The sequence below is a fragment of the Methylobacterium sp. Gmos3 genome (assembly GCF_056430985.1).
In genome coordinates, this window is sequence record NZ_JBWJYL010000001.1 from 559,111 (window position 1) to 574,766 (window position 15,656).

Annotated in this window: 15 protein-coding genes and 1 pseudogene; 2 read left to right on the forward strand and 14 right to left on the reverse strand. The window is 69.5% G+C overall.

Annotated features, from left to right (window positions below):
• Position 1: 1 nt before the first annotated feature.
• From ACS5Q7_RS02675 to ACS5Q7_RS02710, 8 genes and pseudogenes are all read right to left on the reverse strand, one after another.
• Entirely contained in the window at positions 2-979 is a 978-nt protein-coding gene (locus ACS5Q7_RS02675; RefSeq protein WP_478337864.1) for a hypothetical protein, read from the reverse strand.
• Between the two features lie 12 nt (positions 980-991).
• Positions 992-1,939, reverse strand: coding sequence for an NAD-dependent epimerase/dehydratase family protein (locus tag ACS5Q7_RS02680; RefSeq protein ID WP_478337865.1), 948 nt, complete (start codon positions 1,937-1,939; stop codon positions 992-994).
• A 504-nt stretch (positions 1,940-2,443) separates the two neighbouring features.
• Positions 2,444-2,866, reverse strand: coding sequence for an EVE domain-containing protein (locus tag ACS5Q7_RS02685; RefSeq protein WP_478337866.1), 423 nt, complete (start codon positions 2,864-2,866; stop codon positions 2,444-2,446).
• Between the two features lie 27 nt (positions 2,867-2,893).
• A complete protein-coding gene (locus ACS5Q7_RS02690) occupies positions 2,894-3,886 on the reverse strand; it encodes an NAD(P)H-dependent glycerol-3-phosphate dehydrogenase (protein ID WP_478337867.1) in 993 nt (330 codons plus the stop codon).
• 11 nt (positions 3,887-3,897) lie between these two features.
• Positions 3,898-4,188: pseudogene (locus ACS5Q7_RS02695) on the reverse strand (GNAT family N-acetyltransferase); the annotation flags it as partial.
• The gene (gene tsaD / locus ACS5Q7_RS02700) at positions 4,185-5,240 is read right to left on the reverse strand and encodes a tRNA (adenosine(37)-N6)-threonylcarbamoyltransferase complex transferase subunit TsaD (RefSeq protein WP_478337868.1); all 1,056 of its coding nucleotides are present in this window, start codon (positions 5,238-5,240) and stop codon (positions 4,185-4,187) included. The gene tsaD and the pseudogene ACS5Q7_RS02695, both read right to left, overlap by 4 nt.
• An 83-nt stretch (positions 5,241-5,323) precedes the next feature.
• A complete protein-coding gene (locus ACS5Q7_RS02705) occupies positions 5,324-5,533 on the reverse strand; it encodes a TOBE domain-containing protein (protein ID WP_478337869.1) in 210 nt (69 codons plus the stop codon).
• A gap of 77 nt (positions 5,534-5,610) precedes the next feature.
• Positions 5,611-5,979 (reverse strand): DUF2293 domain-containing protein, encoded by a 369-nt coding sequence (locus tag ACS5Q7_RS02710; protein ID WP_478337870.1) that lies wholly within the window; start codon positions 5,977-5,979, stop codon positions 5,611-5,613.
• 80 nt (positions 5,980-6,059) lie between these two features.
• Between ACS5Q7_RS02710 and ACS5Q7_RS02715 the strand changes: the two genes are divergently transcribed.
• Positions 6,060-6,356: a hypothetical protein gene (locus ACS5Q7_RS02715; protein WP_478337871.1), complete on the forward strand. Its 297-nt coding sequence runs from the start codon at positions 6,060-6,062 to the stop codon at positions 6,354-6,356.
• A 69-nt stretch (positions 6,357-6,425) separates the two neighbouring features.
• Here the strand turns inward: ACS5Q7_RS02715 and rpsD are convergent, their stop codons facing one another.
• From rpsD to ACS5Q7_RS02735, 4 genes are all read right to left on the reverse strand, one after another.
• The gene (gene rpsD / locus ACS5Q7_RS02720) at positions 6,426-7,043 is read right to left on the reverse strand and encodes a 30S ribosomal protein S4 (protein ID WP_238249136.1); all 618 of its coding nucleotides are present in this window, start codon (positions 7,041-7,043) and stop codon (positions 6,426-6,428) included.
• Between the two features lie 181 nt (positions 7,044-7,224).
• Entirely contained in the window at positions 7,225-7,917 is a 693-nt protein-coding gene (locus ACS5Q7_RS02725; protein ID WP_478337872.1) for an MgtC/SapB family protein, read from the reverse strand.
• A gap of 18 nt (positions 7,918-7,935) precedes the next feature.
• The gene (locus ACS5Q7_RS02730) at positions 7,936-9,150 is read right to left on the reverse strand and encodes a DUF2252 family protein (RefSeq protein ID WP_478337873.1); all 1,215 of its coding nucleotides are present in this window, start codon (positions 9,148-9,150) and stop codon (positions 7,936-7,938) included.
• A gap of 320 nt (positions 9,151-9,470) precedes the next feature.
• Positions 9,471-11,102, reverse strand: a complete 1,632-nt coding sequence (locus tag ACS5Q7_RS02735) for an alpha-D-glucose phosphate-specific phosphoglucomutase (protein WP_478337874.1) — start codon at positions 11,100-11,102, stop codon at positions 9,471-9,473.
• A gap of 193 nt (positions 11,103-11,295) precedes the next feature.
• Here ACS5Q7_RS02735 and ACS5Q7_RS02740 point away from each other — a divergent pair, with 193 nt between their 5' ends.
• Complete coding sequence (locus ACS5Q7_RS02740; RefSeq protein WP_478337875.1) at positions 11,296-12,393, forward strand: alpha/beta hydrolase; 1,098 nt, start codon at positions 11,296-11,298, stop codon at positions 12,391-12,393.
• Positions 12,394-12,577: 184 nt separating this feature from the next.
• Here ACS5Q7_RS02740 and scpA read toward each other — a convergent pair whose 3' ends face one another.
• Both scpA and ACS5Q7_RS02750 read right to left on the reverse strand, forming a co-directional pair.
• On the reverse strand, positions 12,578-14,755 hold the full coding sequence (scpA, locus tag ACS5Q7_RS02745; protein WP_478337876.1) for a methylmalonyl-CoA mutase: 2,178 nt from the start codon (positions 14,753-14,755) through the stop codon (positions 12,578-12,580).
• Positions 14,756-14,810: 55 nt separating this feature from the next.
• Positions 14,811-15,560: an SURF1 family protein gene (locus tag ACS5Q7_RS02750; protein WP_478337877.1), complete on the reverse strand. Its 750-nt coding sequence runs from the start codon at positions 15,558-15,560 to the stop codon at positions 14,811-14,813.
• Positions 15,561-15,656: the final 96 nt, after the last annotated feature.

The following is a 15,656-nucleotide window of genomic DNA, read 5'->3' on the forward strand; positions in this document are numbered from 1 at the left end:
ATCAGACCCTCTGGGAGGCGAGGGCGTGATATTCCTGGAACGCGGCGACCGCCACGCCGGGGATATGCGCGAACAGGTTCCTGGCGTCCACGGCGAGGTCGTTGAGCAGCGGCTCGGTCTTCTCGTAGCCGATGACCTCGTGCGTGAAATCGCGCGTCAGGTCATGGACGTTGCGCTGCTGCGTCACGGTCGCCCGGCAGAAGACGGGCCGCACGCCGGTCGCGGCCTGCAGGTAATAGGCTCCCCAGATGTCGTCCATCCGGCCGATTGCGGGAAACATGAAATACTCGGGCAGCAAATCCCGGTGTATGAAAGTATTCTGTGAATTGAACGGAGCGAATTCCGTGCTCGTGAACGGGAAACGATCCGCCTGGAACGTACAATCCGGCCGGAAGATCATCCGGCAGACCGCGTCGATATCGGGATCTCCATTCCAGAAATCGGCCTGGATCCGGACCGTCGCATCGACCTCGGTGTAGCGGGAATAGTCGCGGGCGCCCACTCTCTGCAGGGGGAAGCCGCGATGCCACAGGTGCCCGTGATTCGTGGCGCCGATGGGATCGAAAACCAGGCCGTCCCCCTCGTAGCGTCGCATCCTCACGGTTTGCCCGATCAGCAGATTCTCGCCCCATCCCGGCGACGGAATGTTGTCGTCATCGACCGTGGCGACGACGTCGGCCCCCATTTCCAGGGCGATGAGGAACCCGATGTTGCGGCGCTGGATACAGTTCCAGCCCAGCAATTGGGACAGGCGCGGGAACCGCTTCTCCTGCTCATCCGGGGTGATGTACTGGCCGCGCGCGAGGCGATAATCGGAAGGTGTCTTCTTGTCGCCGATGACGATCAATTCATAGTCGGGATGCGCATCGAATTTCTCGATCGCCTCGGTGGGTGGATTGATCGTGGTCGTGACGATCACTTTTTTCATCGACACACTTCCTTGCGAACGCGAAGACGAGGCGGCAGCGGCGGCGACCAAGCGTGGCCGGGATCAGGACGCCCGGATCTGGGCCTCGATCCAGCCGTAGGTCCGCTCGAGGCCGCGGCTCAGGGGCTGGCTCGGGGTCCATCCGAGCCGCTCGGAGATCAGACGGTTGTCCGAGTTGCGGCCCCGGACTCCCAGGGGGCCGGGGACATGCGTCTTGTGAATCGTCTTCCCGGATAGGGTCGCGACCATGTCGACGAGTTGGTTGATCGTGACCCTCTCGTCCGAGCCGATATTGACGGGACCCGCGAAATCGGACCGCATCAGACGAAGTGTACCTTCGATGCATTCGTCCACGATCAGGAAGGAGCGGGTCTGCCGACCGTCCCCCCAGATCTCGATGCTGTCCCCGGAGCGGGCCTCTGCGACCTTGCGGCAGACCGCAGCCGGGGCCTTCTCGCGGCCGCCCCGCCACGTCCCTTCGGGTCCGAAGATGTTGTGGTAGCGTGCGACCCGCGCCTCGATGCCGTGATTGCGCGCGAACGCGAAATAGAGCCGCTCACTGAAGAGCTTTTCCCAGCCGTACTCGCTGTCGGGATTGGCAGGATACGCGCTGTCCTCGGCGCAGTTCGGATTGTCCGGGTCGAGCTGGTTGTGCTCGGGGTACATACAAGCTGAAGATGAGTAGAAGATCCGCCGGTTCTCGCTCCGGACGACCGCTTCCAGCACGTTCAGGTTGATCATCGCCGAGTTGTGCATGATGTCGGCGTCGTTCGCGCCGGTGAAGATGAAGCCGGCGCCCCCCATGTCGGCGGCGAATTGATAGATCTCGGCGAAGGGCCGATCGATCACGGAACGGCAGAACACCGGGTCGCGCAGGTCGCCTGTGCGGAAATCGTCGGCACGGCTGTGTGAGAACTCAGGCCGCTTCAGGTCGACGGCACGAACCCAGAATCCCTCCGACTTCAATCGGTTGACCATGTGGTTGCCGATAAAGCCGCCGCCACCGAGCACCAGTGCGGAATTCATTTCCCACATACCCCTGCAATATCGCCGAATTTAAAATTGCGATATCAAGAACAATATTCGCCTGATGAGGCAGGGAGTATGACCCTAAACGGGGTAAATTCAATACATTTTATAGTTGAATATTTTAGATAGACTGGTCGGAGCGGGTGATTCCTTTGGTTGTATTATTATCTGATATTCAACCAAGGTTCCGCAGCCCTGGATTGCTTCGCGGCCGCTCGCAAAGACGGTGGAGCAGACGAGCCCGATCATACCGAAACCACGCTGGAGCAGCGACCGAGCACGTCGAGGTGGCCCCACCCACTCACCTCATCCTGAGGTGCCCGCGTCAGCGGGCCTCGAAGGAGGGCAAGATCTGGAGAAGGCTGGCTGAGCCGACTCGTTCGGGTGCGGCTCTCGGAGTACTTTCTCCGTCATCGACGGTATTCGCTCACACTCGCAAGGACGGCGGCGGAGGCCTACTCGCCGAGGGACTGTTGCCGCGGCCTGTCAGCCGGCGGCCATTCCCCCCATCGCCCGCACCAGCGCCCATTCCGCGTCGCTGACCGGCTGCACCGAGAGCCGGGAGTTGGTGACGAGGACCATGTCCTTCAGCGCCGCCTCGCCTTTGATCGCGTCGAGGGTGACGGGGATGCGCATCGCCTCGACGGCCCGGACATCGACCATGCCGAAACGGCCGGTCTCGTCGGTGTGGTCGGGATAGTAGGGGCGGATCACCTCCACCACGCCGACCACGGCCTTGCCCTCGTTCGAATGGTAGAAGAACCCCCGCTCGCCCACCTGCATCGCCATCAGGTGCTTCTTCGCGAGGTGGTTGCGCACGCCGTTCCAGAACGTCCCCTCGGCGCCGGCCGCGACCTGCTGCTCCCACGACCAGGTCGCGGGCTCGGACTTGAACAACCAATACGCCATCGTCGTCTCGTCGGGATTCGTGTCGCCTCAATCCGTTTCGCCGCGCAGCGGGCGGGAGAGAAGCTTCGCGGCGACCGTATCCACATCGGTCTCACCCGCCACCAGCGCGGCGACCGCCTCGGCCACCGGCATCTCGATGCCCCGCGCCCGGGCGAGGCCGGTGAGCGCGGCGGCGGTGAAGGCGCCCTCCGCGAGCTTGCCGCCCGACGCCTCCTCCGGGCTCGCCCCAGCGCCGAGGCGCTGGCCGAAGGCGAAATTGCGCGATTGCGGCGAGCCCGCCGTCAGCACGAGGTCGCCGAGGCCCGACAGCCCCATCAGCGTCTCCGGCCGCCCGCCGAAGGCACGCGCGAACCGCATCAGTTCCGCGAAGGCGCGGGCGATGAGGGCGGCGCGGGCGCTCTCTCCGAGCCCCCGTCCCGCGACGATCCCGCAGGCGATGGCCAGCACGTTCTTGCCCGCCCCGCCGATCTCGACGCCGCGCACGTCGTCGGTGTGGTAGAGCCGGAAGGTCGGCCCCGAGAGCAGGGCCGAGAGTGAGGCCGCGAGGCCGGCATCGGCGCTGGCCAGCGTCACGGCGGTGGGCAGGCCGCGCGAGACGTCCGCCGCGAAGCTCGGGCCGGAGAGCACGGCGACGGGCGTCCCGGCGGGCAGCACCTCGGCCGCGACCGCGCTCATGAAGCTGTCGCTGCCCCGCTCGATGCCCTTCGCGCACAGGATCACCGGCCCCGCGGCCGCCAGCGGCCCGGCGAGGTGCCCGAGCACCCCGCGCACCGTCTGCGCCGGCACCACGAGGAGGCTCGCCCGTGCGCCCGCGAGCTCGTCGGCCTCGCCGGTGGCACGCACGCCCGGATGCAGGGGCACGCCCGGCAGGTAGCGCGGGTTCTCGCGCTCGGCCTCGAGCCGCGCGGCGGCCTGCGGATCGCGCAGCCACAGGGTCACCGGATGGCCGGCGGCGGCGGCGGCGTTGGCGAGCGCCGTGCCCCAGGCCCCGCCGCCGACGACGTTCACGGGTGTGCTCATGCGGTCTGCCTCAGCTTGCCCCGCCACGCCAGCGAGCGCCGGTTGAGGGCGTTGAGGTCGGCCTCGCCTGCGAGCACCGTTTCGCCCAGCGCGATCGCCGCTTCCAGCCGGTCGGCAGGCAGGTTCGCGTAGGCCGGCGGCTTCACGCTCTCGCGCCAGGGGCCGCCGCAGGCATGGTCGAGGAGGATGCGGGCGAAGCAATGGTCGAGGCGCACCGGCCAGTCCGGGCGGGTCCGCGCCGCCTCCGGCAGGCGGCGCTCCACGAGGTCGCGCCACGCGGCGCGCCGGTCGGGGGCATTCATGCAGCGGTGCCCGGCACCGGCTCGGCCGCCAGCGGCCAGCGCGGGCGGGCCGGGGCGGTGATGTCGTCCACGAGGCCGAGCCGCAGGCGCTCCAGCCCGGCCCAGGCGATCATCGCGCCGTTGTCGCCGCAGAGGTGCAGGGGCGGCGCGACGAAGGCGAGCCCGGCTTCCCCCGCCAGCGCGGCCAGCGCCCGCCGGATCGCGCCGTTGGCGGCGACGCCCCCCGCCGCGACCAGGGCGGTCGGCCGCCCGGCGCGGTCGGCGAAGCCGCGCAGGGCCACGCGGGTGCGGTCGATCACCACATCGACCACCGCCGCCTGGAAGCTGGCGCAGAGGTCGGCCACGTCGCGCTCGGCCAGCGGCGCGGTGCGCTCGGCCTCGATCCGCAGGGCGGTCTTGAGGCCGGAGAGGGAGAAGTCGGCCTCCCGCCGCCCCAGCATCGGCCGGGGGAGGGCGAAGCGCTCGGGATCGCCAGCCTCGGCCATGCGCTCCACTTCCGGCCCGCCGGGATAGCCGAGGCCCAGGAGCTTGGCGGCCTTGTCGAAGGCCTCGCCGATGGCGTCGTCGATGGTGCCGCCGAGGCGCACGTAATCGCCGACGCCGCGCACGGCCACGAGCTGCGTGTGCCCGCCGGAGGCGAGCAGCAGCAGATAGGGGAAGTCGAGCCCGTCCGTCAGCCGGGCGGTGAGGGCGTGGGCCTCGAGATGGTTGACCGCCAGCAGCGGCTTGTTCGCCACCAGCGCCAGGGTCTTGGCTGTGACGAGGCCGACGAGCACGCCGCCGATCAGCCCCGGCCCGGCCGCGACGGCGATGCCGTCGAGGTCGGCAAGGCGCGTCCCGGCCCGTTCGAGGGCGCGGGCGATCAGGCGGTCCAGCACCTCCACATGGGCGCGGGCGGCGATCTCCGGCACGACGCCGCCATAGGCGGCGTGCTCGGCGATCTGGCTCAGCACCTCGTTGGAGCGGATCACCGGCGCGCCGTCGGGATCGAGCGAGACCACGGCGGCGGCGGTCTCGTCGCAGGTGGTCTCGATGCCGAGCACGGTCTTCACGTCGTGGACTCCCCCGGATCCCTAACCCTTCGGCGCGAGCCGCCCCCGCCTGTCGCGGAAGCGGCTCGCGAACTCACATTCATTCAGTCGACGGCGACCATGACGTCGGAGGCCTTGACGACGGCATAGGCCGGGCCGCCGGTCACGAGCTTCAGGCTGTCGACCGCCTCGTTGGTGATCGCGGCCGTGACGACCTGGCCGGGGCTGATCTCGATCTTCACATGCGCGGTGGTGGCGCCCTTGTCGATCGAGACGACGGTGCCCTTGAGGACGTTGCGTGCGCTGATCTTCATGAGGTCCAACTCTCCTTCCGGCGCGCCGCTCGGGCGCTGCGGGCTCCTACCTCATCGCGGGACGGGTGGCGACCGGCTCATGGTTCGCCCTCGCGCGGGCCGCCCTCGGCCGCGTCCTCCGCATCCTCCGGCACGGGCGCGGCGCCCCACCCGGCCAGGGCCGCGTTGAGGTCGTCGAGCACGAAGTGCCGGGCGCTATCGCGGTCGTAGCCGTCCGCCAGGAGGTCGTCGTACTCCGTGAAGACGTGGCGGGCATAGGCGATCAGCGCGAGGCGCGCGGCATTCTCCGGGGCAGCCCCACGCAGGCCGGGGCTCGCCAGCGCCCGATCGAGCACGACGCCGGCTTCGAAGGGCGGCAGGCGCGGGGCCAAGCGCCGCAGCGCGCCGGCCACGGCGGAGCGCCGGTCCGGGACCGCGTCCGGCGAAGGCGCGTTTGTCGGCGTCATGCCATGGCCTTCGGGGCGGGATCGGATAGGATCATGCGCAGGCTCGCGGGAAGGCGGTGATCCGCCGGGAGTACGGTCTCATGTCGATGTTCGTCTCGTCCAGCCTCGCCCTGCGGCGCGCCCTCGCGGTGGCGGCGCTGCTGGCCGCCGGTCCGGCCCTGGCTCAAGCCCCCGAAGCCGGACCGAAGCCCGGCCGCTCCATCGCCGCGACGGGCCGGACCATGCCGCCCCCGCGCAATGCCCCCGCCGAGACCCAGGCCAAGCCGGCGGCGACCGAGGCCGAGATGATCAAGGCCCAGAAGGCCGCCGAAGCCCGCTCCAAGGCCTGGGACGCCAAGATGCACCGGACGATGAGCTCCATCTGCCACGGCTGCTGAGGGGCCTCCCCCAACGAAAAAGGGGCCGCCCGAAGGCAGCCCCCTGTATCCGTCCGGCCGGGAAGGACCTCAGCGCGAGTAGAACTCGATCACGAGGTTCGGCTCCATCTGCACCGGGTAGGGCACCTCGGAGAGGCCCGGCACGCGGGTGACGCGGGCGGTCATCTTGGCGTGGTCCACCTCGATGTAGTCCGGCACATCGCGCTCGGCGAGCTGGCTCGCCACGATGACGATCTCGAGCTGGCGGGAGGATTCCTTGACCTCGATCAGGTCGCCGGCCTTCACCTGGTAGCTCGGGATGTTGACGCGCACGCCGTTCACCTTGATGTGCCCGTGGTTCACGAACTGGCGGGCGGCGAAGGGGGTGGCGACGAACTTCGAGCGGTACACCACCGCGTCCAGGCGGCGCTCCAGCAGGCCGATCAGGTTCTCGCCCGAATCGCCGCGCTGGCGGATCGCCTCGGCGTAGTAGCGGCGGAACTGCTTCTCGGTGATATTGCCGTAATAGCCCTTGAGCTTCTGCTTGGCGCGCAGCTGCGTGCCGAAGTCGCTCATCTTGCCCTTGCGGCGCTGGCCGTGCTGGCCGGGGCCGTATTCGCGGCGGTTCACGGGGCTCTTCGGGCGGCCCCAGATGTTCTGGCCCATGCGGCGGTCGAGCTTATGCTTCGCCTGAATCCGCTTCGACATGACTTCGCGTCCTCTCGGGATGAGAATTGAGGAACGCGCCCTCCTCTTCCCGATACCTCAAGGTCCGGGACGACAGGGCGGCCGAAGCCGGCCCACGGGTCGCGTAAAACGCCGCGGGGCCCCGTTGAGGAGCCCCGTCGACGGCCGGTTCCATACGGGAGACGGGCCGCCGGGTCAACCGTCAGCCCATCTCCTCCCAGCCCACCCGTCCGACCCCGGGCGCGCGGCGCAGGCCTTCCACGAGCTGGAGGGACCACGCGGTCTCCTCGCCCCTGAAGGCGCCGACGCAGCACAGCTTTCCGTCGCCGTCCGTCATTTCCAGGCTGCGGGAGCCGATCTTGAAGCCCATCGACCCGAGGAGGCTCAACAGGGCGGTGGGGGAGGTTTCGCGCGGGTCGAACTGCACCGTCACCGTGCCGTAACCGCGCTGCTTCAGCGCCGTCTCGACCCAGCCGAGCCCCTGGAGGGTCGCGAGGGTGGCGCCCGTGGCGCAGAGGCCGAGCCGCCAGGCGCCCGCGCCGAAGCAGAGGCCGATCACCGTCACCAGCCAGACCGTCGCCGCCGTCGTGACGCCACGGACGATGTTGCCCTGCTTCAGGATCGTGCCCGCGCCGATGAAGCCGATCCCCGCGAGCACGCCCTGGGCGAGGCGCATCAGATCGAGCCGGAACAGGGAATTCCCGGTCGGGCCGGTCTCGGCGAGCAGCCAGACGCCGAGCTGCATCGCCGTGCAGGCGGCCAGGCAGATCAGCACATGGGTGCGCAGGCCCGCCGGATGACCCAGCTCCTCCCGGTTCCACCCCAGGAGGAAGGCCGCGCCGAAGCTCAGGGCGAGGCGCGTGAGGAAGACGTCGATCGTGGGGTCAACGAGCATCGCGGCGGGACATCGCGCTCAGAGATAGGCGGCGAGGCTCTTGTCGCGGGCGACATCGCGGCAATGGGCGAGGTAGCCGCTCTGGTGCTGGCCCATCAGCGTCGTCACGGAGGTCCACAACCAGTGCGGCGCACGCTCGTGCCAGCCGTCGGCCTCGACATGGCGCCGCCACGCATGGCGCGCCTCCGGCGTCAGTTGCCGCCCGTGCGCCCGGCCGACCACCGCCGCGAGGCTGCGGGCCACGCGCACGCCCTCGTCCTTCGAGAACTGCTCGGCGACGATCTTCAAATCCTGCGGCAGCAATTCGCGCACGATCACCGGGGTCTCGCCCACATGGGCGGCGATCATCCGCTCGCCCAGGGCCGGCGACAGCGCGCGGGCGCCCTGCACGACCCGCCGCGCATGGTCCTCGGGCATCGACGCGCCGGAGGCGGCAGGGGCGAGGTGAGGGACCGCCTCCTTCACGTCGATCAGCGCCACCTTGGCGCGGTCCTTCGCCCCGCCGATGCGCATGAGGCCGGCGAGCCGCATCTTGCCGAGCGACGAGCAGCCCTTGATCCAGTAGGCAGCATCGATGAGGTCGAGATCCTCGTCGCCGTCGGGCTCCAGGCCGAGGACCCGCGTGCGGAAGCCGGGTTCGCCCAGGAGGGCCTCGAAGGCCGCCTCCTCGTCCGGCGAGAGGTCGAGGAACCGCTTGCCCCGGGGCAGGCGCGCGGACTTGCCCCGCAGGCGCTCCTCAGACAGGTGGCGCCAGCGCCGGCCGAGCGCCCGGCTCCGGGTCGTCTTGACGATGGCGGATTCCTCGCCGCCCGGATCCTCCCCCTCGGGATCCTCGAGGCCGGCGATGTAGCCCATGGCGATGGCCTCGATCATCCGCGCCACGGCGATGCCGGAGAGGGGCGCGGTGAGGCCGGCCGTCACCAGCGAGAGGGTGAGCCGCACGAGGTCGTAGGCGGGATTGCTGACGACGGCTTGGTCGAGGTCGCGGATCTGCATCCGCACCCGGCCCTCGGAATCGGCCAGGGCGCCGATGTTGCCGAGGTGGCAATCCCCGCAGATCCAGACCGGCGGCCCCTCGGGGAGGGCGTCCGGCGGAAAATCCGCGAGCCATTCGTAGAAGCGGGCGGTCGAGCCCCGCACGTAGGAGAGGGGCGACGCCGCGATCTTGCACAGCCGCCGCGTCCGCAGAAGCTCGGTCTCACGGCCCTGATCCGGCCGGACATGGACGTTCATCGCTCGCTTGCGCCCCCGTGCCCGACACACGCCGCGAAGGCGGGTGTCATGGAATTGTCATGTAGGACTCAACCGTGGCGGCGATATTAAATTTCCTGTCAGGGATGGGATTAAAAGGACGCAGGCGCCCCTGAGCCCGGCCGAAAAGCCGATGGCTCCCATCAATCCCCCTCATCCTGAGGTGCCGCGAAGCGGCCTCGAAGGAGGGCTCCAGAAGGCACTGCGCCCCCTGGAGGCCTCCTTCGAGGCCTCCGCTCCGCTCCGGCACCTCAGGATGAGGTCGTTGGGGGGGAAGCATCGCGACCTGTCCGGCCAGGCCCTCAGGTCACGACGCTCGGCTCGGCCCGGCCGGTGCGCGGTTCGATCTCGGCGATGGCCCGCGCGGCGGCGACGACGGGGGCCAGCACCTCCGCGACGGGACGGTCGAGGCGGGCGGGGTCGTTCTCGTAGCGCTCGAGATAGACCCGGAGCGTCGCCCCGGCGGTGCCGGTGCCGGAGAGGCGGAACACCACCCGCGCATCCTCCGCGAAGGCGATGCGGAGGCCCTGGCGCTCGGTCAGCGAGCCGTCGACCGGATCGCGATAGGCGAACTCGTCGGCCGAGGAGACGGTCAGGTCGCCGATCCGCGTGCCGGGCAGGCTCGCGAGTTTGTCGCGCAGCGCCTGCATCAGGCCGTTGGCGGCGTCGGCATCGACCTCCTCGTAGTCGTGGCGGGCGTAGTAGTCGCGGCCGAAGGCCTGCCAATGGGCGCGCACCAGGGCGTCGGCCCGCTCCCCCGTGGCGGCGAGGATGTTGAGCCAGAGGAGCACGGCCCAGAGGCCGTCCTTCTCACGGACATGGTTCGAGCCGGTGCCCGCGCTCTCCTCGCCGCACAGGGTGATGAGCCCGGCATCGAGGAGGTTGCCGAAGAACTTCCAGCCGGTCGGCGTCTCGTAGGCGGGGATGCCGAGGGACGCGGCGACCCGGTCGGCGGCGCGGCTCGTCGGCATCGAGCGGGCGACACCCTTCAGGCCCTCCGCGTAGCCCGGCGCCCGGTGGGCGTGGGCGGTGAGCAGGGCGAGGCTGTCGCTCGGGGTCACGAACAGGCCGGGGGCCACGATCATATTGCGATCACCGTCGCCGTCCGAGGCGGCGCCGAAATCGGGAGCGTCCGGCCCCTGCATGAGGTCGTAGAGGTCGTGGCAATGGACCGGGTTCGGGTCCGGGTGGTGGCCGCCGAAATCCTCCTTCGGCTCCGCGTTGACCACCGTGCCCTTCGGCGCGCCGAGCATCCCTTCGAGGATCGCCGTCGCGTAGGGGCCGGTCACCGCGCTCATCGCGTCGAAGCGCATCCGGAAGCCCGAGGCGAACAGCGCGGAGACCGACTCGAAGTCGATGAGGTCGCGCATCAATTCGGCATAGTCGGCGACCGGGTCGATCACCTCCACCGCCATGGCGCCGAGGCTCGTCTCGCCGAGCCGGTCGACGTCGAGGTCCGGGCCCTCGACCAGGGTGAAGCGGGTGATCGCCTTGGCCCGGGCGAAGATGGCGTCGGTCAGCGATTCGGGGGCGGGGCCGCCGTTGGCGGCGTTGAATTTGATGCCGAAATCGCCCTCCGGGCCGCCGGGATTGTGGCTCGCCGAGAGGATGATCCCGCCGATCGCCTTGTGCTTGCGGATGACGCAGGAGGCGGCGGGCGTCGAGAGCAGGCCGCCGCGCCCGACCAGCACCCGCCCGAACCCGTTGCCGGCGGCGAGCTTCAGGATGGTCTGCACCACCTCGCGGTTGAGGAAGCGCCCGTCGCCGCCCAGCACCAGGGTCTTGCCGGCCTTGTCGGGGATCGAATCGAAGATCGCCTGGACGAAGTTCTCGACGTAGTGCCGCTGCCGGAACACCGGCACCTTCTTGCGCAGGCCGGACGTGCCGGGCTTCTGGTCCGGGTACGGCGTCGTGTCGATCGTCGTCAGCGTCATCGGTGCGGGCCTCCGAAGCGTTCTGCCTGCCAAGGTAGGGCCCTTGTGCCAGTCCGGAGAGGCGCCGTCACCCGCCCCGCGCGGTGACAGGTAGCAATTCAATTCAAAGTATCGCCAAGTATTCTCCTTGCGTTACTTGCGGCGACGGGCTTCGATCCCCCATCCGCCCGGGAGAGGCGGTTGAGAGGATTCGATGGATCGATCACATGATGGCCAGGGGCCGGCGATGCCGCGCCGCCGCCTGTTCGGAACCCTGGCGGCCGCCGGCCTCGCCGCGACGATCGCCCCGGCCTCGGGCGCGGCGCCGGCCGGGCGCCTCGACCGGGAGGAGTTCCGCCTGCCGTGGGCGGGCGAGGCGGGCGTCGACATCTACGTACGCAACAAGCACCCGGCGGGGCAGAACACCTTCCCCGGCGAGCGCATCCTGCTCTTCGTCCACGGCTCGACCTACCCCGCCTCCACGGCCTTCGACCTGCCGCTGGCGGGGATGTCGGCCATGGATTACCTCGCCGCCCAGGGCTTCGACGTCTATCTCGTCGATCTCCCCGGCTACGGCCAATCCGGGCGCCCGTCGCAGATGAGCGCTCCAGCCGCCGACAACCCGGCCTTCATGCGCACGCCGGACGCGGCGGCCGTGGTCGGGCAGGTGGTGGATTTCATCCGCAAGCGGCGCGGCGTCGACAAGATCGACCTGATGGGCTGGTCCTGGGGCACCTCGACCATGGGCCTCTACACGAGCACCCACAACGACAAGGTGAACCGCCTCGTCCTCTACGCCCCGCAATGGCTGGCGCGCACGCCCTCGCTGATGGCGGCGGGCGATGGGAAAATCCCCGCCTATCGCAGCGTCAGTCGCGACAGCGCCAGGACGCGCTGGCTGACCGGCGTCCCCGAGGACAAGAAGGCCGACCTGATCCCGCCGGGCTGGTTCGAGCAATGGGCGGACGCCACCTTCGCCACCGACGCGGTGGGGGCCAAGCAATCGCCGCCGGTGCTGCGCGCGCCGAACGGCACGGTGGCCGACAAGGAGGATTACTGGGCGGCGGGCAAGGCCCTGTACGATCCGGGCGCGATCACGGTGCCGGTGCTGATCATCCACGCCGAGTGGGACGCGGACCTGCCGAGCTATCAGGCGCAGGAATACTTCGCGAAGCTGACGCACGCCCCCTACAAGCGGTTCGTGGAACTCGGCGAGGGCACGCACACGGTGATGATGGAGAAGAACCGGATGCAGTTCCTCCGCGAGATCGCCGCCTTCCTCACCGAGGGCGACCCGCAGGCGCTGAACTGAGAGGCGGGCGCGACGCCCATCCCCACCGCGACCTCATCCTGATTGTCTGTGCGGGACGGCAACCACCCCCGTCTTTGCGAGCGCAGCGAAGCAATCCAGGGATCCGCTACGGTTCGGAAACGTCCCGCTACCCTGGATTGCTTCGCTGACGCTCGCAAAGACGAAAAAGACCGTCAGGAGCCGTCTACTCCGCCGCTTCCCGCGTCTCGTAGCCGAGGCGTGCGTTCAGCTCGCGGATCAGGTGCACCGCCGCCTCGGCGATGACCGTGCCCGGCGGGAAGATCGCGGAGGCGCCGGCCGCGCGCAGCGCATCGTAATCCCCCGGCGGGATGACGCCGCCGACCGCGATCATCACGTCGTCCCGGCCCTGCTCGGCCAGCGCCGCCTTCAGCTCCGGCACCAGGGTGAGGTGGCCCGCCGCCAGCGACGAGACGCCGACGATGTGCACGTCGTTCTCCACCGCCTGCCGCGCGGCCTCGGCCGGGGTGGCGAAGAGCGGCCCGATATCCACGTCGAAGCCCAGATCGGCGAAGGCCGAGGCGATCACCTTCTGGCCCCGGTCGTGCCCGTCCTGGCCCATCTTGGCGACGAGGATGCGCGGGCGGCGCCCATCCGATTCCTCGAAGGCCTCGACCAGGGTGCGCACTTCCTCGACCACCGGCGACATGTGTCCCACCTCGCGCTTGTACACCCCGGAGATCGAGCGGATCTCCGCCCGGTGGCGGCCCCAGGCCTTCTCCAGTGCCTCGGAAATCTCGCCCACCGTCGCCTTGGCGCGGGCCGCGTCCACGGCGAGTTCGAGCAGGTTGCCGCTGCCCTCGGCGGCCTTCGTCAGGGCGTCGAGCCGGCTCGCGACCTCGGCCTCGTCGCGCTCGGAGCGCAGGCGCTTCAGCTTGTCGATCTGCAGGCGGCGGACATTGCCGTTGTCGACCCGCAGCAGCTCGATCGCCATCTCGTCGTCGGCCCGGAACTTGTTCACGCCGACGATGGTCTGGCGGCCGGAATCGATCCGCGCCTGGGCGCGGGCGGCGGCCTCCTCGATGCGCAGCTTCGGGATGCCCGCCTCGATCGCCTTGGCCATGCCGCCCAGCGAATCGACCTCGCGGATATGCTCCCAGGCGCGGGCCACCATGTCGGCGGTGAGCTTCTCGACGTAGTAGGAGCCGCCCCACGGATCGACGATCCGGGTGGTGCCGCTCTCCTGCTGCAGGAACAGCTGGGTGTTGCGGGCGATGCGCGCCGAGAAGTCGGTCGGCAGGGCCAGCGCCTCGTCCAGCGCGTTGGTGTGCAGCGATTGCGTGCCGCCCTGCGTCGCCGCCATCGCCTCGATGTTGGTGCGGGTGACGTTGGTGAACACGTCCTGCGCGGTGAGCGACCAGCCCGACGTCTGCGAATGGGTGCGCAAAGCCAGGGACTTGTCCGACTTCGGATCGAATGCCTTCACGAGCTTCGCCCAGATCAGGCGGGCCGCCCGCATCTTGGCGACTTCCATGAAGAAGTTGGTCGAGATCGCCCAGAAGAACGACAGGCGCGGGGCGAACTGGTCGATGGTCAGCCCGGCCGCGAGGCCCGCCTTGATGTACTCGACGCCGTCGGCCAGCGTGTAGGCGAGTTCGAGGTCGTTCGTCGCCCCGGCTTCCTGCATGTGGTAGCCGGAAATCGAGATCGAGTTGAACTTGGGCATGTTCTTCGAGGTATAGGCGAAGATGTCCGAAATGATCCGCATCGATCCCTTGGGGGGATAGATGTAGGTATTGCGGACCATGAACTCCTTGAGAATATCGTTCTGGATCGTGCCCGCGAGCTTCTGCGGCGGCACACCCTGCTCTTCGGCGGCCACGATGTAGAGGGCGAGGATCGGCAGCACCGCGCCGTTCATCGTCATCGACACGGTCATCTCGTCGAGCGGGATGCCCGAGAAGAGCGTGCGCATGTCGTAGATCGAATCGATCGCCACGCCCGCCATGCCGACATCGCCGGAGACGCGGGGGTGGTCGGAATCGTAGCCCCGGTGGGTCGCGAGGTCGAAGGCGACGGACAGGCCCTTCTGCCCCGCCGCGAGGTTGCGCCGGTAGAAGGCGTTCGAATCCTCGGCCGTGGAGAAGCCGGCATATTGCCGGATCGTCCAGGGCTGGGTGACGTACATGGTCGGGTAGGGTCCGCGCAGGAACGGCGCGAGACCCGGCCAGGTGTTCAGGAACTCGATGCCGTCCCGGTCCTGCGGCCCGTAATGGCCCTTCACCGGGATGCCCTCGGGCGTCATCCACGGCTCGCCCACGGCGGGAGCCGCGACGGCCAGCGGATCGCCGGCAAGAGCCCCGGACAGTGGCAACGTGGCGAAATCCGGGATGCGGGAGGTCATGGCGTGACTCGTGTCCGTTCTTGTCAGGCCATTATAGCCGGGCGTTCGGCGCGGGCTACTCCCCGAAAGACGGGCGCCCGCGCCGCGCGACACGGCGATAGACAAAGAAGCCGCCGAGCATCAGCGCCAGCCCGTACCACGTGACCGCATAGACGAGGTGGTTGTTCGGGAAGGACACCACGGTCAGGCCGCCGACGGGAAGCCCGCCGGGATTCGGCGCGGCGTCGGCATCCACGAAATAGGGGGCGACGTCGGAGAGCCCCCGCGCGGCGGCGATGGCGGCCACGTCCCGCGAGTACCAGCGATTCGCCGCCGGATCGTTCGCGCGCAGGAAGGCGCCGCCGGGTTCGGTGAGGCGCAGCAGACCCGTGACCGTCACCGGCCCCGCGACCTGCCCCTCGGGCCGGCTCGCCGGATCCTTCCGATCCCCCGGCACGAAGCCGCGGTTCACGAGGACGAGGCTCCCGTCCTCCCGCCGCAGGGGCGTGAGCACCCAGAAGCCGGCGCCATACTCGGTCACCGCCTGCACCCACGTCTCGCGGTCGTTGAGGAGCCGGCCGGAGAGGGTGACGTGCCGGTAGGCGTCATCGGGGCCGACCTGCGCCCAAACGGCGGGGGAGGGTGCCGGCACGGCGGGCGCATGAACCCGCGCCTCCGTCCGGGCGATCAGGTCGAGCTTCCAGGCGCGGCGCTGGACCTGCCACGTCCCGAGGCCGAGGAGGGTCAGGAACACGAACGCCGCCCCGAGGCCGAAGACGACCCGGCGGAGCGGCGTGGGGGAGGGGGAGGAAGGACCGGTGCGCATGTCCGCAGCCACCCCTGTTCCCACCCTCTTCCTCATCCTGGCACTCCGCCGTCATTGCGAACGCAGTGAAGCAATCCAGGGTGGCGGGACGTTCTC